This window comes from Leucobacter triazinivorans (assembly GCF_004208635.1).
In the GTDB taxonomy this organism is placed as follows: domain Bacteria; phylum Actinomycetota; class Actinomycetes; order Actinomycetales; family Microbacteriaceae; genus Leucobacter; species Leucobacter triazinivorans.
The window spans coordinates 1,924,916-1,949,575 of sequence record NZ_CP035806.1; the positions used below are offsets into that span (position 1 = coordinate 1,924,916).

The following is a 24,660-nucleotide window of genomic DNA, read 5'->3' on the forward strand; positions in this document are numbered from 1 at the left end:
CGACCGCACCCCGCGCTGCCGCTCCGCGACCGCACCCGATGCCCTACGCGCGTCAGTAGGTGCTGCCTCGCGGCCGGTTTGGTGACAACTACTGACGCGCGAAGCACGGGACTGAGGCGGGAGTCGAGCGACGAAAGGCCAGGGGCGAGGGGGGGGGGACGAAGTGCGAGGGGGTGGGTGGGGGCGAGGGGCGGGGGACGAAGCGCGAGGGGGTGGGGACTCAGCGCAGCGCGATCTCGGCCGCAGTCGCCTGCACGCTCACGAGATGCGGAGACTCCTCGTTCTCGGCGAGCCGGTTGTCGACCTCCCCGAGTGCGCCGTTCAGGTCGACACGGTACTCCTCCTCGGGCAGGCGCAGCCCCAGCGCGCCGATCCTCGCGGTCGCGTCGACGCGCATCGGAGCGCTACCCGTGAGCATCACGTCGGCCTCGCCGGTCAGCACCTCGATGCTCGCCTCGTCGACGCCCTCGAGCTCTGCGCGAGCCTCCCCGACGCGCACCGCGAGGTCGAGCGAGCGAGCCGCCCCCGTGACCTGCAGGCTTCCCACGTTCACCTCGAGATCGAGCTCGTCGAAGCTCCCCTCGCCGCGCAGCTCGCCGCTCGCGAGCGAAATATCGGCGTCCAGCACTCCCGACTCGAGGAGGTCTCTCGGCAGGGCGAGCGTAACGCTCGCGGCGCCGGCGACGCCGCAGTCGAACAGACAGCCGCCGGTGCGCGCCGCGGAGGCGGGGTCCGGATGCTCGATCACGAGTTCGCCCTCATCCCGGTACATGGTCCACTCGCCGGCGAAGGCGCGGTCGTCGACCGTGAGCACGGCTTCCTCCCCGTCGCCGGGGACGAGAGCGAACGAGGTCGCGGCCACGTCGATCGAGAGGCTCTCGAGGCCCTCGAGATCCCACTCCTGGAGCTCGTACGCGACATCCGACGGCGCCGGCGCGAAGTCGATGTCGCCGACCCCCGCGACCGTGGGCACGACGGCCGGCGCCACCGCGCGCACCGTGGTCGAGACCCCGACCGCGAGCAGTGCGAGCCCGCCGACCACCGCCGTCGCGACGACGATCGCCGTGGTCGCTGCGCTCTTCGAGTTCGATGCCGGCGTGGTCATGATGCGGTTCCCATCTGTGCGGTGTGGTCGGTGGCGCCCGCACCGGGCGCCGGGCGGCCCCCCGTGCTCTCGAGATGCGCGATGGCGGCGAGCACGCGCCGGTTGCCGCCCTCATCGGGCTCGAGCCCGAGCTTCTGGAAGATCGCCGTGATGTGCTTCTCGACGCTCGCCTCCGAGAGGAAGAGCAGTGCGGCGATGGCCTGATTGGAACGCCCCTCGGCGAGCGCGGCCAGCACGGTGCGCTCGCGATCCGTGAGCGCGCGCATGCGGTCGTCGCGCCCGCGCCTCGTGAGCAGCTGCGCGACCACCTCGGGGTCGAGCACGGTGGCGCCGGAGGCGATCCGCTCGATCGACTCGACGAACTCGCCGACGTCGGCCACGCGGTCCTTCAAGAGATACCCGAATGCGCCGCCCTGCGCCGCGATGAGCTCGCTCGCGTACCGCTCCTCGACGTACTGCGACAGCACCAGCAGTGCGAGCCCCGGTCGGCTGCGGCGCAGCTCCAGCGCCGCGCGGATCCCCTCGTCCGTGTAGGCGGGCGGCAGGCGGACATCGAGGATGCACAGGTCCGGATCGGTGCCCGCCACCCGTGCCAGCAGATCCTCGGCGTCGGGAAGCGCGGCGACCACTTCGTGCCCGCCGTGCTCGAGCAGTCGCACGAGCCCCTCGCGCAGCAGCACGGAATCCTCGCAGATCAGGATGCGCACGGCACACTCACCTCCAGCGCAGTCGGACCGCCCTGCGGGCTGTCGAGTCGAGTGGATCCGCCGGCGGCGAGCACCCGGTTCATGACGCCGTCGAGGCCCCCGCCGGGCGAGACGCTGGCCCCGCCGATCCCGTTGTCCTCGACCCGCGCCCAGAGCATCCCGTCGTCGCGCACGCGCACCACCACGCGGCACTCGCTCGCCCGCGAGTGCTTGGCCGCGTTGGTGAGCGACTCGGCGATCGCGAAGTATACGGCGGCCTCGGCATCGCGACTGCAGCGCTGCTGCAGGCGCGCGTCGAGCTGCACCGGGATGTGGGATCGGGCGGCGAGCGCCGACAGCGCCGCGTCGAGGCCGCGGTCGTCGAGCACGGAGGCATAGATGCCGCGCGCCAGCTGCCGCAGTTCGGTGATCGCCGCCTTGGTCGAGGTGTGGGCCTCGGCGATGAGCGCCTTCGCGGAGTCGGGATCGGTGTCGATCTGCTGCTGTGCGAGGCCGAGCGTCATCGCGACCGACACGAGCCGGGGCTGCACGCCGTCGTGCAGATCCCGTTCGATGCGCGTGCGCTCGACATCGGCGGCGCGCACGGCGCCCGCGCGCTGCTGCGCCGAGACCTGCGCGCGCTCGGCGAGCACGGCCTCCTTCGCCCCGGATCCGACGATCGCCACGGTGATCACTCGATGCAGCAGCGCGAACCCGACGATGCCGGCGGCGCTCACCACGGCGCCCGGGATGCCGGGCAACCACCACCACGAGGATGCCGATGCGGATCCGATCATCGAGATGATCGATTCGACGAACCACTGGGCGAGCGCGAGTACCCCGGCGCCCAGCAGGCTCGAGATGGCGAAGCTCGCGAGTGCGCGCCACATACGACCATCGATCGACTGCCGTCCGACCGATCCGATCCACGCCTTGAACCCGGGGCCGGCCCGGTCTCTCCAGGGCGGCGGCGCCGCAACGAGGCCGTAGAGACCACTGACCCGCTGCGTCTCGAACCATGCGATCCCGAAGAGCGCGTACACGAGCCCCACCAGCACCACCAGACCGATGCCCAGCACGAACAGCAGGCCGATGCCGGCGCCGAGTGCACCGAGGAGCAGGCCGATGAGGCCGAAGCCGATCACGCCGAACGCGGCGAGATGGAGGATCGTGAGCGCCAGGCGGAACGGGGGCCGCGCTGCGGCCCGGTCGGGAGCGGCGCCGCGGGCCGCAGCCGCCGGCGGCTGCGCGGACGGCGGCCGGATCGCCTGCGTCTGCGTCTGCGTCGTCTGCGGGAGCGGCGCGGGCTGCGACGTCGGCGGAAGCGGCGCGGTCGGGGCGGTGTCGCCGGGCGAGGCCGCGGGCGCCGGTGCGGCGACGCCCGGCGCGGCCTCGTTCTCGAGTGAACTGATCATGCCACTACGCTAGGCGCTGGCGGGCATCACCCGTCAGCCGGAGGCCCGGAGAGAACCCTTCGGGGTTTCCCGAATGCGCGGCGGTCTACGAGGCGAGCGCGCGATCGATCTCGGCGACGAGGTTCGCGTGCCCGTGGGCGATCGCGAGATCGCGCGGCGCGACGCCGTTGCCGTCGGGAAGCTCGGGATCCGCACCCGCTTCGAGCAGCGCGCGCACGACGGCGACGTGACCCTCGCTCCCCGTGCCCAGCACGACGGCCTCGTGCAGCGCCGTCCAGCCGAGGTTGTTCACGTGGTCGAGCGGCACGCCCGCAGCGATGAGGATCTCGGCGGTGCTCACGTGCCCGTGCTCGGCGGCGGGGATCAGCGCGGTGCCGCCGTAGCGGTTCGTCGAGGCGACGTCGGCGCCGTGCTCGAGCGTCGCGCGCAGGATCTCATCGAGGCCCTCGGCTCCCGCGTACAGGAAGGCGGAATCCTCGATGTCGTCCTTCGCGTTCGGATCCGCGCCCGCCTCCAGCAGCAGCACCGCGAGTTCGACGCGGTTCTCCTTCGTCGCGATCACGAGCGGGGTGCGCCCCTGTTCGTCCCGCCGCTCGAGATCGGCGCCGCGCTCGATGGCCGCACGGGCGGCCGGAAGATCCCCCGCGGATACGGCGGAGCGCAGAGCCGCGGTGGCGGCGGCGCGCTCCGCGGCGGTGGGCTCGGTCTCGTCGATCTTCTCGTTCTGCTGCACCGGGTGTTCCTCTCTTCTGCGCGGGTGCCTCCATTGTGGCCTGCGGAGCGGGAGCCCCGCACGGGGTTCGCACCGGTCACAGCGGCGGGGGCGGGGTCAGCGCGGGGTCCGGCGCCTCGCTCGTGACCACGGCGGTGATCCCCTCCTCTCGCAGCCCGTTCGCGACGGCGAGGACCGCGGCGGCCGTGACGGGCCGCTCCGCCCCCGGCGCGTGCCAGAACTGCACGACGAGGCACAGGCGCTCCGGCTCTGCCGTTTCGAGCAGCACGCGCGGCGCCGGCAGCTCGAGCGCTGCGCCCACCGAGCGGATCGCCTCGCGCACCGCTGCGGCGAGCGCGTCGAGACCGTCGAGCCCGGTATCTGCGCGCACCCTGAGCTCTGACCGTCCTCGCCCCGACGTCGAATGGTTCACGATCGGGCTGTCGAGGATGCTCGCATTGGGAACGTGGACGGTCCGCCCATCGCGCGTCGCCAGGATGACGGATCGGCCGTTGAGCTCGCGCACGGTCCCGCGATAGCCCTCGTACTCGATGTCGTCCCCCACTCTGATGGGATTCCGGGTCTGCAGGATCACGCCGGCGGCGAAGTTCGCCGAAACCCCGCGCAGCGCGAGGAAGACGACCGCCGCGACGATGAGCGCGACCGCCACGAGCGGCTGAATGGATGCGCCGAGGAAGACCAGCGCCACCCCCACGCCCGTGAGCACGACCGCGTACCGCACGATGCGCGCGATAAGGATCGCGGCGCCGTCGCTGATGCCGTTGAGCCGCTGCGTCAGCGCGATCACGCCTCGGCGCGCGAAGATCGAGACGATCCAGGCGACGAGAAGAGTGAGTGCCGCGAGCACGACGTCCCACACGGAGACCGTCGTCTGGGCGACGATGTCGTCGATGGGCGGGATGTTCATGAGACGGCCTCTCTGCTGCGGCTCCCGCGTGCAACGCGAGCACCGGATGGACGACGGTTCAGATCTTGATGGGGAAGGTGAAGGTGATGATCATGCCCGTGAGCGAGGCGACGGTCGCCAGCGCGAGGAGCGCACCGGCGAGTCGGCTCGGGATGTTGCGCTGGGCCACGGCGGTGAGGAACAGCACGAGCGCGAAGAGCACCGTCATCAGCGAGTAGTTGTCGCCGCGCTGGTTGTAGGTCAGTGCCGCGGCGAAGCGCCGCTCGGCCCGCTCGGTCAGTTCACGGGCCTCGACGGTCCCCTCCGGCACGTACTCCGCTCGCACGAACGGACCCGTCTCGCTCATGCCGTCCGCGCGCCAGGCGTCGAAGGCGGTGGCGAGTGCCGGCGTGAAGCGCTGCTCGGCGTAGGCCGCCAGCTCCTCGTCGCCGCTCAGCTCGGCCACGGCCCACTGCGCGTAGATCGTGAGGTCGAACTGGCGGGCGTCTCGCGCCTGCCCCTCGGAGTTGCCGGCCTGGATCCTGGCGCTCGAGGCCTCGCTGAAGGCGATAGACATCTCGCCGCCCCACTTGGCGGCCTGGAACCCGCACCACGCGGTCAGCACGGCGGTGACCGAGAGCAGCAGTACCGCGATGATCTCCTGAGCGCGGCCGACCCGTGTCGCGCCCGTCTGCTCGTTCTCCACTCCGCATCCTCCGATCGCGGTCACCCGCCGGGCTCTCGGAACCCCGTGCCGCCGTCGACTCGCCTCGGTGGATCCGCGGCTCAGTACGGGCATTCTCGCCCGTCAGGGGTGATCGCCGCGTGCGCGCTCACTCTGATCGGGCGATGATGCACGGAAGCGCTCACCGCAGTGGTGGGCGCGCGGGCCGACTCGGCGTCGGCGGTCTGGATCGGGGGTGGGCCTCATGACCTCGGTGGTCGGAGATCTGCTGCCGCTGGCCGTGGGCGTGGCGATCAGTCCGGTGCCGATCATCGCGGTGATCCTCATGCTGTTCGCGTCGAGGACGGCGGCGGCGGTGCTCTTCCTCGCCGGCTGGCTGCTCGGCGTCGTCGCGGTCGCCGCCGTCTTCACCGTGGTCGGCGTGCTGCTCCCCCGGTCTGCCACCGGCGAGGTGCATCCGATCGTCGGGGCCATCAAGATCGTGCTCGGCGTGCTGATGCTGCTGCTCGCCACGCGTTCGTGGCGCCGCCGAGCTCCGGACCCGGAGAGTCCGCGAATGCCGAAGTGGCTCGACGCCGTCGACGCAGTGTCGGCGCGGCGGAGCCTCGCCCTGGGATTCGCGCTCGCAGCGGCGAATCCGAAGAACCTGCTGCTCGGGATCGCCGCGGGCACCACGATCGGCGCGGAGGACCTGACGGCGGGCGAGCAGGCGCTCACGATCGGGGTCTACACGCTCATCGCCGGCTCGACCGTGCTCGCGCCAGTGCTCGCGCACCTCATCGCGGCGAACCGCGCCACCCCGCGCCTCGCGACGACGCGCACCTGGCTGGTGCAGAACAACGCCACCATCCTGGCCGTGCTGCTGCTCATCAACGGCGTGACGCTCATCGGGAAGGGGATCGCGGATCTCTAGGCGCGCAGCCGGGCAGGTATCGCGGAGGAAACAGAGAATGACGGAGTTGAATCGCAGCCGGTTCGCGGCGAATGCGTCGGGATCCCAGCCCGGGCGAGGCAGGGGTCCGCACGAGCGCCTCGCGGCCGCGGCCGCGAGGCGCCGGGCAGCGCGGCCGCAGGTCCGACGGAGGGATCCGGTCCGGATCCTCGTCGCGATCGCAGCAGCCGCGGTGGCACTGGTCGGCGTCCATCTCATGCGCGACATCGTGACCCCTCTCCTCCTCGCGCTCATCGTCGTGATCACGGTCCACCCGGTGCGCCGTCGCCTCATCGCGCGCTCGGCACCGCCCTGGCTCGCCGCCGCCGCGGTGATCGCGATCGCGTGGTCGGTGCTGCTCGCGATGCTCGTGCTGAGCGTCGCGATCGTCGGCATGTTCACCTGGGTGCTCGAGGCGCACGGGCCGGAGATCGCCTCGGCGCAGGGGGAGGTCGGCTCGTTCCTCGAGCGGCTCGGGCTGCACAGCGGTGTCGACGACCTCGTCGGCGACTGGCTCAGCCCGCAGGCCGCGCTCGCCCTGTCCTCCCGCCTCGCGCTCGCGCTGGCGGACATCGTGCTCGCCATCGCCTTCGTGCTGATGTACGTGGTGTTCCTCGCGCTCGACGCCCAGCGATTCGACCGCATCACGACCGAGTTCGGGCGCCGCCGCGCGGCACTGCTCGAGTCGCTCCGGACCTACGCGGGATCGATCCGACGCTTCATGCTCGTGAACACCGTGTTCGGCGTGATCGTGGCGGTGCTCGACGGTCTGCTCGTCTGGGCGCTCGGGGTGCCGGCGCCGTTCGCCTGGGCGATGCTGGCCTTCGTCACCAACTACATCCCGAGCATCGGCTTCCTGATCGGTCTCGCTCCCCCGGCGATCCTGGCGTTCGTGCTCGGCGACTGGCGGGCGGGCCTGGTGGTGATCGTGGGCTACTGCATCATCAACGTGGTGCTGCAGTCGTTCGTGCAGCCGCGGTTCGTGAGCCGAGCGGTTCGGCTCAACCTGACGATCACCTTCCTGTCCGTCGTCTTCTGGGTCGTGGTGCTCGGCCCGATGGGGGCGATCCTCGCCGTCCCCATGACGCTGCTCGCGCGCACGCTGATCCTCGATGCCAGCGAGGAGTCGAGGTTCGCGCGCTGGATCACCGGAGACGAGCACTGAGTGCCTCCCCCGAAGCCCGCAGTGCGCGGGAACCCGGCGCGGTTCGGCGCGCCGACGCGCCTCACCCGTTTTGGGTGTGTGCACTCACCCGACGCGCATCGGTAGGGCCAGAATGAGCATCGGACCACATCGGTCGCACACGACGAAAGGCAGTTCATCATGGGTTTCTGGAGCAGCTTCTGGGACATCATCTGGATCTTCTTCTGGAGCTTCGCGTTCCTGGCGTACCTGATCGCGCTCTTCACCGTGATCGGCGATCTGTTCCGCGATCGGACGCTCAACGGCTGGTGGAAGGCGCTCTGGCTGATCTTCATGATCTTCCTCCCGTTCCTCACCGTGCTCGTCTACCTCATCGCGCGCGGCCGCGGCATGGCGGAGCGCAATCAGAAGCAGGTCAAGGATGCGCAGGACGCGACCGACCAGTACATCCGGAGCGTCGCCGGCGGAGGCAGCCCCGCCGACGAGATCGCCAAGGCCAAGGCACTGCTTGATGCGGGCACCATCACGCCGCAGGAGTACGAGGCGATCAAGACGAAGGCCCTGCTCTAGCCTCAGCACGACCCGCAGACGGGATCAACCGTCGGGCGGGACGCCGCAGGCATCGCCGAGACAGAATTCTGCAGCCGCGCGGGCGGCAGCGCCCACCTGAAGATGGAGCGACCATGAAACAGAACGCACCGACCGCATCGATCCAGGCAGCGCATCGCTCCCTGCTCGACCAGCTCCCCTTTGACAACACCGACGATTTCGAGGCAGCGGACCGGGGCTTCCTCGGCACGCGCGCGGATCCCGAGATCCGAGACTCCTCCGGTGAGGTCGTATGGGATCTCTCCTCGTACGACTTCCTCGGAGGAGAATCACCCGAGTCCGTCAACCCGAGCCTCTGGAGGCAGTCGAAGCTGGTCGCCAAGCACGGTCTCTTCGAGGTGGTCGACGGCCTCTATCAGGTGCGCGGTTTCGACCTCTCGGTCATGTCGTTCATCGAGACCGACTCGGGTGTGATCGTCGTCGACCCGTTGATCTCCCAGGAGACCGCCACCGCCGCGCTCGCGCTCTACGAGGAGCATCGCGGGCCGCGCACGGTAGTCGCGGTCATCTACACGCACAGCCACATCGACCACTTCGGCGGGGTCCTCGGCATCGTGGACCCCGCCGATGTGCAGTCGGGCAAGGTGCAGGTCATCGCGCCGGAGGGCTTCCTCGAGCACGCGATCTCGGAGAACGTGTACGCCGGCACGGCGATGGGCAGGCGCGCCGGGTACATGTACGGCGCCGCACTCGACCGGGGCCCCTCGGGCCAGCTGGGCGCCGGACTGGGGCAGACCACGTCAACGGGGACCGCCGGGGTGCTCGTTCCCACGCTCGAGATCCGGGAGACCGGGGAGACGCACACCGTCGACGGCGTCGAGATCGAGTTCCAGCTCGCTCCTGGCACCGAGGCTCCGTCGGAGATGCACTTCTACTTCCCCCGGTACCGCGCGCTCTGCATGGCCGAGAACGCGACGCACACGCTGCACAACCTGCTCACGCTGCGCGGCGCCGTGGTGCGCGATCCCCACGTGTGGTCGAAGTACCTCACCGAGGCCATCGAGCGCTTCGGCGATCGTTCGGACGTGCTCTTCACATCGCACCACTGGCCGACCTGGGAGACGGACCGGATCACGCACTTCCTCGGCGTGCAGCGCGACCTCTACGGATATCTGCACGACCAGACCCTGCGCATGATCAACCAGGGTCTGACCGGCGCGGAGATCGCCGAGGTCATCCAGATGCCTCCCGCCCTCGAAGCGGAGTGGAGCACGCGGGGCTATTACGGCTCGGTGTCGCACAACGTCAAGGCGATCTATCAACGCTACATGGGATGGTTCGACGGCAACCCGGCCCGGCTCTGGCCCCATCCGCCACAGGCGCTGGCCGAACGGTACGTGGCGGCCATCGGGGGCATCGACCGGGTCATCGAGGTCGCCCGCGAAGCCTACGAGGGTGGCGACTTCCGGTGGGCCGCCACCCTGCTCGACCACGCCGTGTTCGTGGATGCGGAGCACGGCGAGGCGAAGGCGCTGTACGCCGACACGCTCGAGCAGCTGGGCTACGGTGCGGAGAACGGCACGTGGCGCAACTTCTTCCTCTCGGGTGCGACGGAACTCCGGGAGGGCAACTTCGGCACCCCGACGGTGACGAACGCACCGGCCATTCAGGCGCAGCTCTCCGCGGAGCAGCTGCTGGACGCCATCGCCATCACGGTCAACGGGCCGAAGGCTTGGGATGTGCGGCTCGAGATCGACATCACGTTCACCGACCTCGATCAGAACTACCGCGTGAGTCTGCGCAACGGGGTGCTCATCTACGTCCAGCGGGACCCGGATCCGAGCGCGGCGCTCCGGATCACCGCGACGAAGGAGCGCCTCCTCCACCTGCTCGGCGGCGACACCTCCTCGGACGGACTCCAGCTCGACGGAGACGCGGGTGTGCTCACGACGCTGACGGGTGTGCTCGATCCCGGCGACCCGGAGTTCAACATCGTGCTCCCGTGAGCACGATCGCGCTGACGAGCCCGGAATCGCCCGGACGAGATGAGATCATCGATCCATGACTCGGTTTCCGCGCAGCGTGTACGAGCGGGGGTCCGATCCGGACCCCCGCTTCAGCCTGGCCAACGAGCGCACCTTCCTCTCGTGGATCCGCACCTCGCTCGCGCTGATGGCGGGCGGGGTCGCTCTCGCCGCACTGCCCCTCGGCATTCCCCGCGGACTGCTCATCGCGGCTGTCGCGATCCTGCTGGCACTCGGCATCGCTGCACCGATCTACGGCTGGTTCGCGTGGATGCGCAACGAGCGCGCCATGCGCGAATCCGCCCCCCTCAGAGCACCCTCGCCCGCGATCGTCATCGTGCTGGGGCTCGTGCTCGTCGGCGTCCTCGTCGGCACCGGACTGACCGTATCGTGACGGGAACGGCCGCCCCTGATCCCGGGCTGCAGATGGAGCGGACGATGATGTCCTGGCTGCGCTCGACGCTGGCGCTCGTCGTGGGCATCACCGTGACGATGCACCACGTCATCCCGGGGTTCGGCGTCGTCCCGGCGTCGCTGCTGGGCCTCGCCGGCACCGGGCTCGCCATCGCGTCGTACGCGACCGCCCATGCGCGTTTCGTCCGGTCGGGCCGCCGGGTGCCGACCGCGACGGGCCCCGACGGGCACTCGGCGCTGCCCCTCCTCCTCCTCGCACTCGCGACCGTCGTCGGCGGCCTGTGCGCGGCGCTCTTCGCGGCGCGCGCCCTCATCTAGCGTCACAACCGGATCCCGATCGCGCTCCTCCCCGGCCGTGGACGAATCCGGCCTCAGCGGCGCCGCCGCCGCCCCAGCGCGATCGTGATCGCCGCCGCACCGGCGAGCAGCAGCGTCGCGGCGCCTCCGATCATCGCCCACCGACCGTGGGCGCCGGTGCCCGACAGGGACGGGTCGTGAGAGGGAAGCGAGAATACGTTCAGGAATGCCGCCGAGACGATGGTCTCGACCCCGTCCTCCTGGTCCGGGATCGTGACCGTCACGGGTGCCGGCGCCGCGTCGGCCCCTGCCGCGTCGGTCTCCGTGACCGTGCACTCGGTGCCGACGGGGATCCCGGTGATCGTATCGCTGCGGAACGGGCCTTCGCCACCGTCGGTCTCGACGACGAGCTCCTGCTCGACCACCGTCTGTCCCTCGTAGGTGCAGAGCACCCCGAAGACGAACGGACCGCCGCCGAACTCCTCGGCGCCGGGGCCCGCGACCTGCTTGAGCACGTCGAGCGCGCCGGTGCGGAAGTCGTTCACGATGTCCACCCGCACCGGATCCTCGGTTCTCGCGTCGCCGACCAGGATCGTCCCGGGCGTCACCGTCGACTCCGTCGCTCCCCCGTCGTCGGTCTCGGTCACCGCGCATTCGGCGCCGGTGGGCAGGTTCTCGACGAGCCAGACGTCGCCGGGTGCATCCCGGGTGAGCACGTGGGTGCCGTCGTAGACGGTGCTCGGAGCGGCCTCGGGAAGGGTGCACACGAGACGCACCTCGAAGTCGCCGAAGGTGCCGGCCCAGGCGTCGGCACCGCTGCCGGTGACCGACTTCACGATCTCGATCGAGCCGACCGGGTAGAAGTTGCTCACCGTCACCGCGGTGACGGCCTGATCGTCGACGTCCGGCTGCAGCACGAAGTCGGCACTGTTCGTGTCGCCGAGATCGTCCTCCTCGCCGTTCTGCGTCAGCACGAGGGAGGTTTCCGCCCCCCGGGCGGCGAACTCTTCGACCGTGCAGTCGGCACCGGCAGGCAAGCCGGAGAACTCTCGAGTGGCTCCGTCGCGCAGCAGGAACCGCATGTCGAGCACCGTCTCATCCTCGAAGGTGCACACCGCTGAGAACCCGAACGCGAGACGCGTCGTGATGGCCCCGCCGTCCTGATCCACCGCGTCGGTCGTCACCGCCTTCGTCACCGAGAACCCGGCGTCGGGGAAGACGTTCGTCACGGTGATCGTGATGTCGTCGTCACCGCCGTCGACGATCACGGGGTCGTCGGCGGTCGCGCTGATGTCGATCGACCAGGCGCCCTGACCGTCGGGCTCCTCCGCGGAGCAGCTGGAGCCGAGCGGAATTCCGGTGAGCACCTCGGCTTCACCGCCGTGCAGCTCGACGGGTTCGGCGTCGTAGCTCACGATCGGCTCGTTGCCGGCGCCGCGATCCAGCTCGCAGGTCACGAGGATCTCGAAGGTCGTGTCGTCCGCATAGGACGCAGCGTCGCCCGAAAGCTCCTTCGCGACGATCAGCTCTCCGAGATCAAAGGTGTTCGTCGCGGTGATCTCGATCGGCTGCGGGAGTTCGTCGTCGGAGGCCTCCACGATCGCCGCGTTGTCGAACGAGTCGAAGTCGACGCTCGCCGAGGTCGCCCCGGCCGCGTCGGTCTCCTCGCCCCAGCAGTGCGCGCCGCCCGGCAGCAGCAGCGGGTCGCCGCTCACGGGGTCCAAGATCTCCACGGTCTCGCCGCCGGTCACCTCGACGTCACCGTCGAAGAGCGGCGCACCGGTCTCCGACATCGAGCAGGTCACGTGGACCGTGTACGTCGCGTCGGCGATGAGGTCCGCATAGTCGGGATCGAGCGACGCCTCGCCGTCGACCGTCTTCGTGATCGAGATCGTGCCCGCGGTAAAGCGGTTCTCGAGCTCGGCCGTGACCATCTGGGCGACGCCGTCCTCCTCATCGGGGATCACGACCGTCACCGGCTCCGGCACCGCATCCGCTCCCCCGGCACCCGTCTCGGTCACCACGCACTCGCTGCCCACCGGCAGCCCCGTCACCGGGTCGCTCACCAGCGGGCCGGCCGTGCCGTCTCCCATGATCGTCAGGGTTCCCGATCCGCCGAGGGCAGGGTCGAGCGGCACTCCGTCGAGGCTGCAGACGTATTCGAAGGTGAACTCGACGCCCTCGCTGAATCCGCCGCCCGAGCCGGAGACCGTCTTGGCGACCTCGAAGCCGCCGACCCGGTAGTCGTTGACGACGGCCACCGTCACGGGGCTGCCCTCGGTGCCGTCGATCCCGATCGTCACGGGATTCGGCTCGACGGTGACCTCGGTCGCTCCGCCCGATTCCGGCTCGGTGACCGTGCACGCGGCGCCTGTGGGCAGATCATCGACCCGCCAGGTCTCATCGGCGACGATGGTCCGCGTGGCGTCGTACACCGTCTGGTCATCGGGGTCGGCCTGATCCCACGTGCAGACGAGCCGCACCTCGAACTCGGCGCTCGCCCAGTCCGCGACCCCGGCGCCCGTGACGTCCTTCGTGATCTCGATCGAGCCGACCGTGTACCTGTTGGTCACGGAGACGACGGTGGCGTGGGCGTCCTCGTCGTCGGGCAGCACGGTGAACTCCGCCGTCGTGCCGTCGACGCTCTGCGCCTGCTCGCCGTTCTCCGAGACCACGATGCCGGTGCCGGTCGCCCCAGCGACGTCGACCTCCTCGATCGCGCACTCCGCGCCGACCGGAACGTCGTCGAAGACCCGGGTCTCCCCGTCCTGCAGCGTGAACGAGCGGTCGTCCTCGGCGAGCGTCTCCTCGTCCAGGAAGAGACAGGAGGCCGTGAAGCCGAACTCCGGATCGAACTCGATCGGCCGCCCGTCCTGGTCGACGGCGCCCGGCTCGTTCACGACCGTCTTGGTGATCGAGAAGCCGCCGAGCTCGTACGCGTTGGTGGCGGTGATCCGCTCCAGCGCCTCGTCGTCGGGAGCGCCGTGATGCACATCGGGCATCCCGGAGAGGTCGCGGCGGGCGGTGACCTCGCCCGACCGGCCGTCGGCCCCCGCCGGGTCGTAACTCACCGCCGCGCCCTGCGACGGCACCTCCTGCACGGTGCAGTCCGCGTAGAGCGGCAGGTTCGTGCCCGCGCCGTAGGGCACCGGGGTGCCGTCGGCCGGCACGCTCACCGTTGCCGCCGTGGCGCCGTCAGCGTCGACCAGCACGACGCCGTCCCCGCCCGAGGTGCACTGCACCTCGAAGTCGTAGTCGTCGGGCAGCGCGGCCGGCCAGGGGTCGGGATCGGTCTCGACCTGCTTGACGAGCTCGATCTCGCCGGTCGGCACCGCGACGCCGGATCGCACCGGCTCGACCGGCCCCTGGTAGATCGCCTGATCGTCGAAGTCGGCGCGCGAGCCCGCCGCGATCGCGTTCCAGGCGATCGGCAGCTCGCTCTCGGGCGCCTCGGGCAGCTGCAGCGGCGTGACCGTGTCGAAGGTGATCGACCCCTCGGATCCCGGGGCCAGCCCCTCGCCCTCCGGCCACTCGACGACCGTCTTGATCGCCTTCGCCTGTGCGAGCTCTTCGAGCGGCGTGTCGTTGGTGAACGGGATCCAGACTCGCGAGCTGACGTCGGAGAAGCAGGGATCGTCCACGGGGATGGCCGTGCCCAGCGCCGAGTACTCGATATCGGCAGCGTTGCAGGCCAGCGCCGGCGTCGTCGTCAGGTAGAAGAGTGTCGAGACCGCGTTCGTCGCGGTGCCCCCGGGCTGCACGTTGCCCACGAAGACCGGCGCCCACTCCGATCCGCGGCTCGTTCCCACCGTCACGCCGGTGTCGCCGATCGCGGGCAGCACGTCGATGCCCGCGATCGCACGGGCGGGCACGTTCCCGAGGTTCGTGAAGGTGACCCGCCAGGTCTCGGTGCCGCCCGGCCGTGTGATCGGCACGCAGGTGTTGCGGTAGAAGCCGTCGCCGGCGTTCGGGGTCGCGCAGGCCTCGGCGGAATCGGGGTCGGCGGTGTTGAGCACACCCAGATCGTCCCGGTTCGGATCGTCCTCGGGTGCGCCGGGCACTCCGGCATCGGTGCCCTTCACCGCCTTCTGCAGGCTGATCGGCGCCGCGGCCAGCGGATTGACCGTGGTGTTCGCGGCGCAGGCGTCGACGTCGCTCTGCGCAGGATTCGCGACCGCGAACGAGGTCGAGTCGCACTCGTCGAAGGTGCGGTCGCTGGTGGCCGTGATCGTGTTGCCGACCGGGGTGCCCGGCGGCACCCCGTCCCTGAACTGCAGCGCCGCGGTGATCGTCAGCACGTCCCCGGGTTCGAACACGAATCCATCGGGAACGGTGATCGTGACCTCCCCGGTCTCGACGTCGAGCTCGCCGGAGAAGCCGCTCGCGTCGAGCTCCGTGCCGTCGCCCGCCTCGAGTGCGAAGCCGAAGGTGGGGTCGACGCCCGGCACGGGCACGAGCAGCGAGCCCTCCGCATCGCTCGCGACCTCGTCCTCGAGCTCGAGGCCGGTGATCGGCCAGTCGCCCGTGTTGGTGATCGTCATCGTGTACGGGATCCGCGAGGCCGGCGGGAACTGCTGCGACGCCGAGCCGCCCTCGCCGTTGCCCGGCACCTTCTCGACGCTGATCGCGTTCCGCAGGTGCAGCAGTCGCGTCGTATCCGACGCGTCGTCGTCGGCCTCCCAGAGCGAGCCGGCCTGCCCCTCCCAGGCGCCGTCGCCGTGCACGTCGACCACGTCGGTCGTCGTGCCCGGCTCGGGCTCGCCGGGCGCGGTGGGCTGCCCGGGACGTGTCGAGGGGACCGGCACGGACTCGGATTCGCCCTCCGGACCGATGTGCAGGGTCTCGCGCTGGTCCGCGGTGAACGCGACCGTGACGACCGGATTACTCGGACGCTCCCAGTTGGAGGCCTCGTCATCGACGCGGATCTCGAAACGGATGCCGCGGACCTCGGACGGGTCGACCCCGGCGGGAAGCGACGGGACGACGGTGCCGTCGCTCGCCGCTTCCTGCCACTCACCGGTCTCCCAGCAGTCCGCGAGATCCTCCGCACCCTCGCAGGTGTACACCGGCGCGTCCGTGCCCGCGTCGAGCCCCCAGTCGACCCCGGTCAGGGCCGACACCCGCACCTGGTGCAGGTTCTCCGGCAGCGTCATCGTCGGGAACGACGCGAAGTCGAAGGCGTTCCAGAACGTCGGCTCGTCGTCGGTGATCGTGAGCACCGTCGTGCGCACGTTGCCGGTGGGCTGCCCGGTGAGGGTGACGGTGTAGCCCTCGCGCGGTTCGTTCTCGACCCGATCGTCGCCGTCCGCCGATGTCGGCGGCGTCTGGATGTCCTTCTGGGCCACGACGCCGTACGTCGCGTCCGCGAACCCGAGGGTATCGGTCGCCGTCGATCCGGCCGTGTCGAGCTCGGGGTCGTCGCCCGGCCGGGTCACCTCGCTGCCCGCCACGTTCGTGGCGAAGTCGGCCGTGGTGACCGGCTCCCCCGAGCCGCGCTGCAGCTGCCGCAGCTGGTAGGTGAGCACGACGCTGCTCGACTCGGTCGTCTCGATCGACACGCCGTCGGGGTCGGTGTGCACCACTTCGACGCCGGTCACGTCCGCCAGATCGCCGGGCTCCAGCGCCAGCGCATCCGCGACAGAGATGGGCGCGTCGGCATCCCCGCCCTCCCGGGTGAGCACGACCGTCGACTCCGTCGCCTCGGCGGGGATCGAGATCGACTCGATGCCGAAGAGGTTGAGGAACTCGTAGACGTCGGTCGCCGACCCCGGCGCGGGGTCCGTGATCCGGAGCGTCTGCACCGAGGCCTCGGTCTCGTTCCTCGCGGTGATCGTCGCGGTGGCGAGGGGGTAACTCTCGGCAGCCGTGCCCGCCGGCGGGATCGGGAGCGCGTCCTGATCGAAGGTCTTCGTCACCGAGGTGTTCACCGTCGAGTCGAGGATCGTGATGGGGTCGCTGTCGGTCTGATCGATCGGGGCCGGCCCGTCGCCGATGATCTCCGCAGTGTTGATGACGACGCCCGGCTGGCCCGAGTTGAACGTCTCCGAGTGCAGCGTGCCTGTGACCGGGCCGCCGTCGGATCGCGTGAAGTCGCGCAGCTCGAAGACGAGGTCGAGGGCGCGGTCGTGGTCGTAGGAGGGGGCCACTCCGGTGCCGGGCGCGGGGCCTTCGCCGGAACCGCGGTCAGACCCCTCGGCGTAGGTGAGCCGCACCGCGCGGGTCGATTCGCGCTCCTCGGACGAGAGCGCGTACCCGGGGAACGCGCCGTCGCAGGCGTCGGCGGTCGGGCACGCCGCGTCGGTCACGTCGACCCACGCACCGGAACCCGCGACGCTGTCGAACGAGAACAGCTCGACCCTCGACACGCGGTCGTACCGCATCGCGGGGTCGGTCGTCTCGTCGATCGCGGCGATCTCGGCCAGATTCCAGGCGTCGAACGCCGAGCCGGCGATCGCCGCGTCGTCGAAGCCGGGAGCGGCAGCGGCATCGTCGGTGATCGCCACCGTGTCGAAGGGCAGCCCCTCCGTCGACCACGAGATGCGGGCGGTGCGCTGATCCCCGCTGAAAGCGAAGAGCGGCTCCTCGGGGTCGACGAGCCAGTGCTTCTCGAACAGGTCCGGTCCGTCGCCGCCGTCGATCGGCAGCAGGTCGATGTCGTCCGTGTCGGTCGCCGTGTTGTCCTCGGGCGTGACGTCGTCGGGGTTCACGACCTCCGAGCCCGCCGTGTTCGCGACCTCGAGCGGGTTCTCTGCCTCCGCGGCGTCGGCGACCGATCCCGATCCGTCGCGGAACTCATCGCGCGTCTCGACGGTGATAGACGGCACGACGTGGAACCCCGGCGGCAGCTGCTCGCCGTCCTTCGGGGTGAAGACGAACTGGATGCCCTGGATCTGCTCCCGGGTCACGGGCGCCGTGCCGCTCGGCACGGACAGCACGAGGGTGCCCTCGCCGTCGAGCTGCCCGCCGGGCAGGGGCTCCCAGGAGTCGCCATCCCAGTAGTTCACCTGCAGGTCGGCGTTGGCGGGCACCCCGACGACGACCCGGCTGAGGTCGAACGTGTTCCAGAAGGGCGAGATCGGGTCGCCGGGCTGCGGCGCCGCCGGGTCGCTCACGATGAGCTCGTCGGCGCCGATGGTCGAGGCGTTCTCGCCCTCGTCGTTCACCTTCGCGTCGAAGCTGACATCGGTCGAGCTCCCGGGCACCGCCCACAGCTCGTCGCGTGCGATGTTCTTCGTGACAACCGTCGAGACGCGGCCGGGCTGACGGGTCACGTCGGCGGAGTCCTCGTCATCACCGGACTTCCCCGTCTGATCCGTGACCGTCGACGTCGTCTCGTTCGTACTCACGGCGTCCTCGCCGTCCTCGAGCGGCTCGGCGGTGACGGTGAACGGCACCACGGCCCGGGCGTTCTGCACGATCGGGCCGGTGAACTCGACCGTGAAGCCCACGACCTCGCTCTCGTCCTGGGCGGTCGGGCCGGGCAGCGTGTTCGGCTCCGACGTCGACAGCGTCTCCGTCGAGCCGTCCGCGTACACGTAGGTGATCTCGGCGTCGGAGGCGTTCGGCGGCCACTCGATGCCGTCGGCGAATCCCTCGAACTCGAGGCCTTGCGCGGCGAGGTCGGGTGCGCCGGGCGACGGCTCCTGGATCACCATCGACGTCACGGGGCGGAAGCCGTTGACCGCGATGATCGTCGCCGTCGTCTGCTCGCCGGCGAGGAGATTCGGATCGGCGAACTCCTTCGTGACCTCCACGGTGGGGCCCGTGTTCGAGATCACCGCGTTCCCGTCCGCGGTCTTCGGCTCGCTCGCGGTGTCGTGCACGACGATGTTCGACGACGCGGTGTTCGGCACCTCCACGGCCTCCTCGGCCGGGATCTCGAGCACGGCGTCGTTGGTGGCCGCCGACACGCCGATGCGCGCGGGCTGGTCGCCCGAGGGTGGGAGCTGATCGCCGGTCGACGAGGTGAAGGTGAAGCGCAGCCCCTTGACCTGCGAGAGCGGATCGACGTCGGGGATCCCCGACGGGTCGGCAGGGATCGGCCCCGTCGGATAGGCGACGTGCCAGACGCCGTCGGCATCGAGCCACTCGATCTCCACCTGGTCCGCTCCTGCGGGCGGGGTGATCGAGGTGATGCCCGTGAAGTCCAGGTACTCGTCGAACGGACTCGCGACGCCGTCGGCGGGATCCTGCACCACGATCGCGTCCACCGAGCGGTTCGACGCGTTCCCCCCGCCGATCGCGTAGTCCACCGGCTGGTCGGGCAGCGCGGGGATCGGGGTGCCGTCCTGGTGATCGTCCACCGACTTCGTCACGGTCGAGTCGAGCACCTCGGGCACGTTCAGCGTGATCGTCGCCGCGGCGGATTCCGGCAGCGCGTTGTCGGCGGCGGCGTTCACGGTGTTCACGATGTCGACGTCGTTGTAGTCGGCGCTGATGTCGGTGGGGACCTGCACGAAGACCGTCACGGTCGCCTTCTGCCCGGCCGGCTGGCCCGTGCCGGCCTCGCCCACGGACGTGAAGTCGACGGTGAACGAGGTGCCGTCGACGGCGACGCTGCTCGTGCCTCCCCCGGAGACCACGACGGGATCGGCGACCGCGGGATCGAACACGAGCGGGGCCGGGAGCGTGTCGACGAGCTGCGCGTTCACGCAGGTGTCGACCAGGTTGCTGTTGCAGGTGAGCTCGATCGTGTAGCTCAGCTGCTCGCCCGGTTCGTACGGCGAGGTGTTCGGGTTCACCGCCTTGGTGAGCAGAAACACCGCGTCGTCCTCGGCGGCGACGGCCGCGGGGGCCGTGGTCACCGCGAATCCGAGGGCGACGGCGAGCGCGACGGCTCCCGCCAGTGTGCGACGAACAATCGACATCGGCTCCCCCTTGCACCTGGTCGGACAGGCCGCGCAACCGCACGGCACCCCCTTGCCTACCGCGACACACGATAGCCCGTCGGATTCGATGACAATCGCCCTCCCACCCGCGAAGGGTGAGCGCGCGCGACCATCGCGCCGAAATGCGGTGAACTATCCTGAGCACCTCGCGTCGATGAGCGGCGCCGACGGCGGCAGGCGAACGGGGAACCCATGCAGAATCAGCAGGAGATCGAGGCCCTGCAGGCCTATGTGGTCGAGCTCGAAGAGCGCAATCGCGCGCTGCAGGAGGCGGCCGAGCGTGCCCCCGCCCGCAGCGGGCGCGGGCGCGGACGCGCCCGCACGGCGGTGGCGCTCGTACTGGTGCTCGTGAGCGTCATCCTCGCACCCGTCGCGGTGCTCGGCACCTGGGCGCGGCTGCAGCTGGTCGACACCGATCGCTTCGTGCAGACCTTCGCCCCTCTCGCCGAGCAGCCGGAGGTGCAATCGTTCGTCACCGCGCAGGTGGTGGAGGGGATCGAGCAGAACGTCGACATCGACGGCATGGTGGGCGAGGTCTTCGACGGGATCTCAGAGCTCGATCTTCCGCCGCGGGCGCTCGCCGGGCTGTCGCTGCTCGAGGGCCCGGCCGCCGAGGGCATCCGCTCGCTCCTCGGCACCGGGGTCGAGCGCGTCGTCGCCTCCCCCCAGTTCGCGCAGCTCTGGGAGACCGCACTGCGAGAGACGCACAGCCGCGCGATCGCGGTGATCCAGGGAGACCCGAACACCGCGCTCCAGCTCTCGGACGACGGCACGCTGTCGCTCGAGCTCGACACGGTGATCCGCGAAGTCAAGGAGGTGCTCGTACAGCAGGGCCTCGGCTTCGCCGCGAACATCCCCGAGATCGAGCGCTCGATCCCCCTGCTCACTGCGGACTCCCTGATCCTGGTGCGCACGCTCTACCAGGTCGCGGTGGCCGCGGGCTACTGGCTGCCGTGGGGGGTGCTCGCGCTCCTCGTCGCGGGCGTCGCGGTGGCGCGCAATCGCACGCGCGCGATCGCGTGGGCGGGAGCCGGCCTCGCCGTCTCCTTCCTGCTTCTCGCCGGGGGCCTCGGCATCGGCAAGCAGTTCTTCGTGGGTGCGGTGAGTCCGGGCGTGATGCCCGCGGCGACCGCTCGCGTGCTCTTCGAGCAGCTGACCATGCTCATCTCCTCCACCCTGCTGGCCCTGGTGGCGCTCAGCCTCTTCGTCGGCGTCGGGGGGTGGCTCGCCGGCCGCTCCCGCGCCGCGCGCGCCATCCGCGGCGCCGCCGAGAGCGGGTTCACCGCGGCCCGCAGCGCCGCGGATCGGCGCGGCATCGGCACGGGCGGCTTCGGCCGTGCGGTCGAGCGCTGGCGCTCGGCCATCATCGTCGCGACGGTCGGGGTCGGCGTGCTGGTGCTCTTCCTGAATCGGCCGATCTCGATGGGCGGCGTGATCGGAACCCTGATCGTCGTGCTCGTCGTGCTGCTGCTGGTCGAACTGGTGCGGCGACCCGGCGCCGCCGAGCCGGCGGCCGCCGGCGATGAGATGGAGGGGGCCGGTGCCGGGTAGCTCGGAGGATCATGGACCCGGGCCGCGCGACGCCCCGGGTCCGGAGCACGCACTCCTGGTGAGGCTGCGCCCCGGGCGCCCGCTCATCACGGGGTTCGCGGTGGCGATCGGCGTGATCCTGGCGGTGTCGCTGGCGATCGCGGTCGCATCGATCTCGGCGGTGCTCGTCTCGATGTTCCTCGGCCTGTTCCTCGCACTCGGGCTCGATCCCGCGATCAGCGCGCTGGAGCGGCACCGGATCCCCCGGGCGTGGGGCATCGCCATCGTCGCGATCGCCTTCGTCGTGATCACGATCGCGATCGCGATCGTCATCGTCCCGGCGACCGTGCGCCAACTCGCGCACCTCGTCGCCGAGGCTCCCGAGGCGTATCAGGCCGTGCAGGCCAGCGACTGGTATCTGTCGCTCGAGGCGGCGCTGGGCGTCGACCTCTCCGCCGTGGTCCACGAAGGGGTGCGGTCGGCCACGAGCCTCTCCAATTTCCTCGCCGTCTCCGGCGGCCTGCTCCAGTTCGGCTTCGGCACCATCGGCGTCATCTCGAGCAGCTTCATGGTCGTGGTGCTGACGCTGTACTTCGTGTCGTCGCTGTCGATGATGAAGCTCTCGCTGACCAGCCTGGTGCCCGCCTACCGGCGCACGCAGGTGCGCGACCTCATCGAGCAGATCACTCGCTCCGTGGGGTCCACCGTAGCCGGCGGCATCACGCTGTCGACCTTCAACGCCGCCGCCGTGTTCCTGCTGCAGTGGGCGATCGGCTCGTCGGTCCCCGTGCTCATGGCGCTCGTCGCCTTCTTCGTCACGCTCGTGCCGCTGATCGGCTCACTCGTGTTCCTCGTGATCGGAGGCGCGAGCGCGCTCTTCGTCAGCCCCGGGGCTGCCCTCGTGTTCGTCATCGGCTACTTCGTGTACATCGAGATCGAGGCCTACGTCATCACACCCCGAATCCTGGGGCGCGCGGTGGCCGTCCCCGGGGTGCTCGTCATCACCGGAGCGATGATCGGGGCGGCGCTCATGGGCCTGCTCGGCGCGCTCGTGGCGATCCCGATCACGGCTTCGATCCTCATCGTTCTGCGTCAAGTCGTCATCCCCCGACAGGACGCCCGCACCCGCGCCGAGGAGGAGCCGAGAGTCACCCTCAGCGGGTGATCGACGACGCCTGCGAGCTCCGGAGCGGTCAAGATGGGACCACCACCGCGCAGGGCGACGATCACGATCGACGGGAGCAGAGCGTGCAACGACCGCTTGCGGGTCTCACCCGCTCGAATCTCATCACGGAGCTGCTCGCCGGCGTGACTCTGCTCGCCATCGCCATCCCGCTCAACATCGGATACGCCCAGATCGCCGGGCTCCCCCCGACGGCGGGACTGTACGCGCTCGTGGTGCCGACCGTCATCTACGCTCTCGTCGTCTCATCGCGCCAGGTCGTCGCCTCGCCCGACGCCGCAGCCGCGGCACTGGTCGCCTCGTCCATCGGCGGGCTCGCCGCAGCCGGCTCCGAGGACTACGCGACGATGGCGCTGGCGCAGGCCATCATCTGCGGCGTGCTGTTCCTGCTGCTGGCCTTCTTCAAGCTCGGATTCCTGGCGAACTTCCTCTCGAAGCCGATCCTGGTCGGGTTCGTCGGCGGGCTGGCCCTCGACATCCTCGTCTCCCAGATCGCGAAGATGCTGGGCGTGAAGATCGAGTCCGGCGGCGAGTTCGTCGAAAAGGTGGGCGGTATCGTCGCCGGCCTGGGCACGGCGAACGGCTGGTCGATCCTCATCTCCGGCGTCGCGGTCGCAGTCCTGATCGTGGGCCGCAGGCTCATCGCCGCCGTACCGTGGGCGCTCGTCGTCATGGTCGTCGCGACGATCGTCGTCGTGATCGCGCAGCTGGATCAGCAGGGCGTCGCGGTGCTGGGAGAGGTGCCCGCAGGGCCGCCCACGCTCACCTGGCCGGTGCTCTCGTGGCTCGAATGGCTCGCCCTGGTGCCCTCCGCTATCGCGCTCACGCTCGTGACCACCGCCGAGGGTCTGCTCGTCTCCCGCTCCTACGGCGAGAAACGCCGCTACACGACCCGACCCAACCGCGACCTCTTCGCGTTCGGGCTCTCCAACATCGCCGCCGGCGCCCAGGGCAGCTTCGCGATCGGCTCCTCCACCAGCCGCACCGCGGCCATGGATCAGGCGGGATCCCGTACCCAGCTTCCCTCGCTCGTGCTCGCCGCCGGCACACTGCTCCTCCTGCTGTTCGGCACCGGACTCCTCGCCGACATCCCGTCACCGGCGATCGGTGCGATCGTGGCCGTGGCCGTGCTCCCTCTGCTCGGGATCTCGGAGTTCGCAGCGCTCTGGAAGCGCGACCGCTTCGAGTTCGCGATCGGCGCTACCTGCTTCGCGGTGACCCTGTTCATCGGGTCGATTCCCGGCATCCTCGTCGCGTTCGTGCTCGCGCTCATCAATCTCGCGAAGCGCGCCGCATCGCCGGCCATCGATGTGCTCGCGGCCGACGACGACCCGAAGCAGTCGCTGCTCGACGAAGCCCCGCCGGGGTCCACTACGGCGCCGGGGGTGATCGTGATCCGGATCGCCGCGCCGCTGTTCTTCGCCAACGGCGCCGTCTTCGCCGACGCCGTGAAGAAGGCGGTCGTCGCGAGCGGCGAGGACGACGTGCGCGCGGTCGTCATCGACATGGAGGCGGTCACCGACATCGACGTCACGGCCGCCGAGTCGTTCGAGGGCCTCACCGCCTGGCTCGCCGATCGGCGGATCCTCCTGGCCTTCAGCCGACTGCGCCCCGAGTCAGAAGCGCGACTCGCCCAGCTCGGGATGCTGGAGGGTGCACAGGTGTTCACCACGAACCGGGCCGCCGTCGCCGCGCTGAGCCCGCCCGCAGATCCGAACGCGCAGCCGTGACCCGGCTCCGAGAGAAAGGAAACTGATGACCCACTTCCGATACGGACCGGTCGAACTCCACGTCGTCGGGTTCCCCGGTGACGCGCCGAGCCCGCAGGTGCTCGGCGCACTGGGAGACCTGCTCGATACGGGACTCGTGCGCCTGCTCGACTTCATCCTCGTGACGAAGTCCGAGGACGGGGCCGTCGACGTCGTCGAGATCGAGGGCGACGGCGCGCCCGGCCTGAATGGAGCAGTCCCGCTGGCGGCGGGACTCGTGGGCGCAGAGGACGTCGAGAGCCTCGCGGAGTCCGTCGCCCCCGGCGCTTCCGCGGCGATCGTCGCACTCGAACTCGCCTATCAGCGCGAGCTCGCGGAGCAGCTCGGCGCCTCCGGCGGCGAAGTGCTGCGCAGCGAGCGGATCCCCGCACCCATCGTCAACGCCGTGCTCGACCTCGCCGAGCAGGAAGAAGGAGACTGA

At 70.4% G+C, this 24,660-nt stretch carries 17 protein-coding genes; 10 read left to right on the forward strand and 7 right to left on the reverse strand.

What is annotated here, in order from left to right:
• Positions 1-220 precede the first annotated feature (220 nt).
• From EVS81_RS08780 to EVS81_RS08805, 6 genes are all read right to left on the reverse strand, one after another.
• A complete protein-coding gene (locus EVS81_RS08780) occupies positions 221-1,105 on the reverse strand; it encodes a DUF4097 family beta strand repeat-containing protein (protein WP_130110052.1) in 885 nt (294 codons plus the stop codon).
• On the reverse strand, positions 1,102-1,812 hold the full coding sequence (locus tag EVS81_RS08785; RefSeq protein ID WP_130110053.1) for a response regulator transcription factor: 711 nt from the start codon (positions 1,810-1,812) through the stop codon (positions 1,102-1,104). The genes EVS81_RS08780 and EVS81_RS08785 overlap by 4 nt, the downstream gene beginning before the upstream one ends.
• A complete protein-coding gene (locus EVS81_RS08790) occupies positions 1,800-3,206 on the reverse strand; it encodes a sensor histidine kinase (protein WP_130110054.1) in 1,407 nt (468 codons plus the stop codon). The genes EVS81_RS08785 and EVS81_RS08790 overlap by 13 nt, the downstream gene beginning before the upstream one ends.
• Positions 3,207-3,291: 85 nt before the next feature.
• Complete coding sequence (locus EVS81_RS08795) at positions 3,292-3,939, reverse strand: ankyrin repeat domain-containing protein (protein ID WP_130110055.1); 648 nt, start codon at positions 3,937-3,939, stop codon at positions 3,292-3,294.
• A gap of 76 nt (positions 3,940-4,015) precedes the next feature.
• Complete coding sequence (locus tag EVS81_RS08800) at positions 4,016-4,846, reverse strand: mechanosensitive ion channel family protein (RefSeq protein WP_130110056.1); 831 nt, start codon at positions 4,844-4,846, stop codon at positions 4,016-4,018.
• A gap of 58 nt (positions 4,847-4,904) precedes the next feature.
• Positions 4,905-5,531 carry a hypothetical protein gene (locus tag EVS81_RS08805; RefSeq protein ID WP_130110057.1) on the reverse strand — a complete coding sequence of 209 codons (627 nt, stop codon included), beginning with the start codon at positions 5,529-5,531 and terminating at the stop codon, positions 4,905-4,907.
• A 223-nt stretch (positions 5,532-5,754) separates the two neighbouring features.
• Here EVS81_RS08805 and EVS81_RS08810 point away from each other — a divergent pair, with 223 nt between their 5' ends.
• The 6 genes from EVS81_RS08810 to EVS81_RS08835 all read left to right on the forward strand — a co-directional run bounded on the left by EVS81_RS08810 (position 5,755) and on the right by EVS81_RS08835 (position 10,890).
• Positions 5,755-6,423: a GAP family protein gene (locus EVS81_RS08810; protein ID WP_130110058.1), complete on the forward strand. Its 669-nt coding sequence runs from the start codon at positions 5,755-5,757 to the stop codon at positions 6,421-6,423.
• Positions 6,424-6,460: 37 nt separating this feature from the next.
• On the forward strand, positions 6,461-7,606 hold the full coding sequence (locus EVS81_RS08815) for an AI-2E family transporter (protein ID WP_130110059.1): 1,146 nt from the start codon (positions 6,461-6,463) through the stop codon (positions 7,604-7,606).
• A gap of 159 nt (positions 7,607-7,765) precedes the next feature.
• Positions 7,766-8,155 carry an SHOCT domain-containing protein gene (locus EVS81_RS08820; protein ID WP_130110060.1) on the forward strand — a complete coding sequence of 130 codons (390 nt, stop codon included), beginning with the start codon at positions 7,766-7,768 and terminating at the stop codon, positions 8,153-8,155.
• 113 nt (positions 8,156-8,268) lie between these two features.
• Entirely contained in the window at positions 8,269-10,140 is a 1,872-nt protein-coding gene (locus EVS81_RS08825; RefSeq protein ID WP_130110061.1) for an alkyl/aryl-sulfatase, read from the forward strand.
• 55 nt (positions 10,141-10,195) lie between these two features.
• On the forward strand, positions 10,196-10,552 hold the full coding sequence (locus tag EVS81_RS08830) for a YidH family protein (RefSeq protein WP_130110062.1): 357 nt from the start codon (positions 10,196-10,198) through the stop codon (positions 10,550-10,552).
• 44 nt (positions 10,553-10,596) lie between these two features.
• Positions 10,597-10,890, forward strand: a complete 294-nt coding sequence (locus tag EVS81_RS08835) for a hypothetical protein (protein WP_165384228.1) — start codon at positions 10,597-10,599, stop codon at positions 10,888-10,890.
• Positions 10,891-10,943: 53 nt separating this feature from the next.
• On the opposite strand, the gene EVS81_RS08840 is transcribed toward EVS81_RS08835, so the two are convergent.
• Positions 10,944-19,736: a DUF5979 domain-containing protein gene (locus EVS81_RS08840; protein ID WP_130110064.1), complete on the reverse strand. Its 8,793-nt coding sequence runs from the start codon at positions 19,734-19,736 to the stop codon at positions 10,944-10,946.
• Positions 19,737-19,949: 213 nt separating this feature from the next.
• Between EVS81_RS08840 and EVS81_RS08845 the strand changes: the two genes are divergently transcribed.
• From EVS81_RS08845 to EVS81_RS08860, 4 genes are read left to right on the forward strand one after another with little or no spacing between them, the layout of a single operon-like run.
• A complete protein-coding gene (locus EVS81_RS08845; RefSeq protein ID WP_130110065.1) occupies positions 19,950-21,308 on the forward strand; it encodes a hypothetical protein in 1,359 nt (452 codons plus the stop codon).
• The gene (locus tag EVS81_RS08850; protein WP_165384229.1) at positions 21,298-22,452 is read left to right on the forward strand and encodes an AI-2E family transporter; all 1,155 of its coding nucleotides are present in this window, start codon (positions 21,298-21,300) and stop codon (positions 22,450-22,452) included. Before EVS81_RS08845 ends, EVS81_RS08850 begins: the two co-directional genes overlap by 11 nt.
• Positions 22,449-24,200: a SulP family inorganic anion transporter gene (locus tag EVS81_RS08855; protein ID WP_240739789.1), complete on the forward strand. Its 1,752-nt coding sequence runs from the start codon at positions 22,449-22,451 to the stop codon at positions 24,198-24,200. The genes EVS81_RS08850 and EVS81_RS08855 overlap by 4 nt, the downstream gene beginning before the upstream one ends.
• Positions 24,201-24,225: 25 nt before the next feature.
• The gene (locus EVS81_RS08860) at positions 24,226-24,660 is read left to right on the forward strand and encodes a DUF6325 family protein (protein ID WP_130110067.1); all 435 of its coding nucleotides are present in this window, start codon (positions 24,226-24,228) and stop codon (positions 24,658-24,660) included.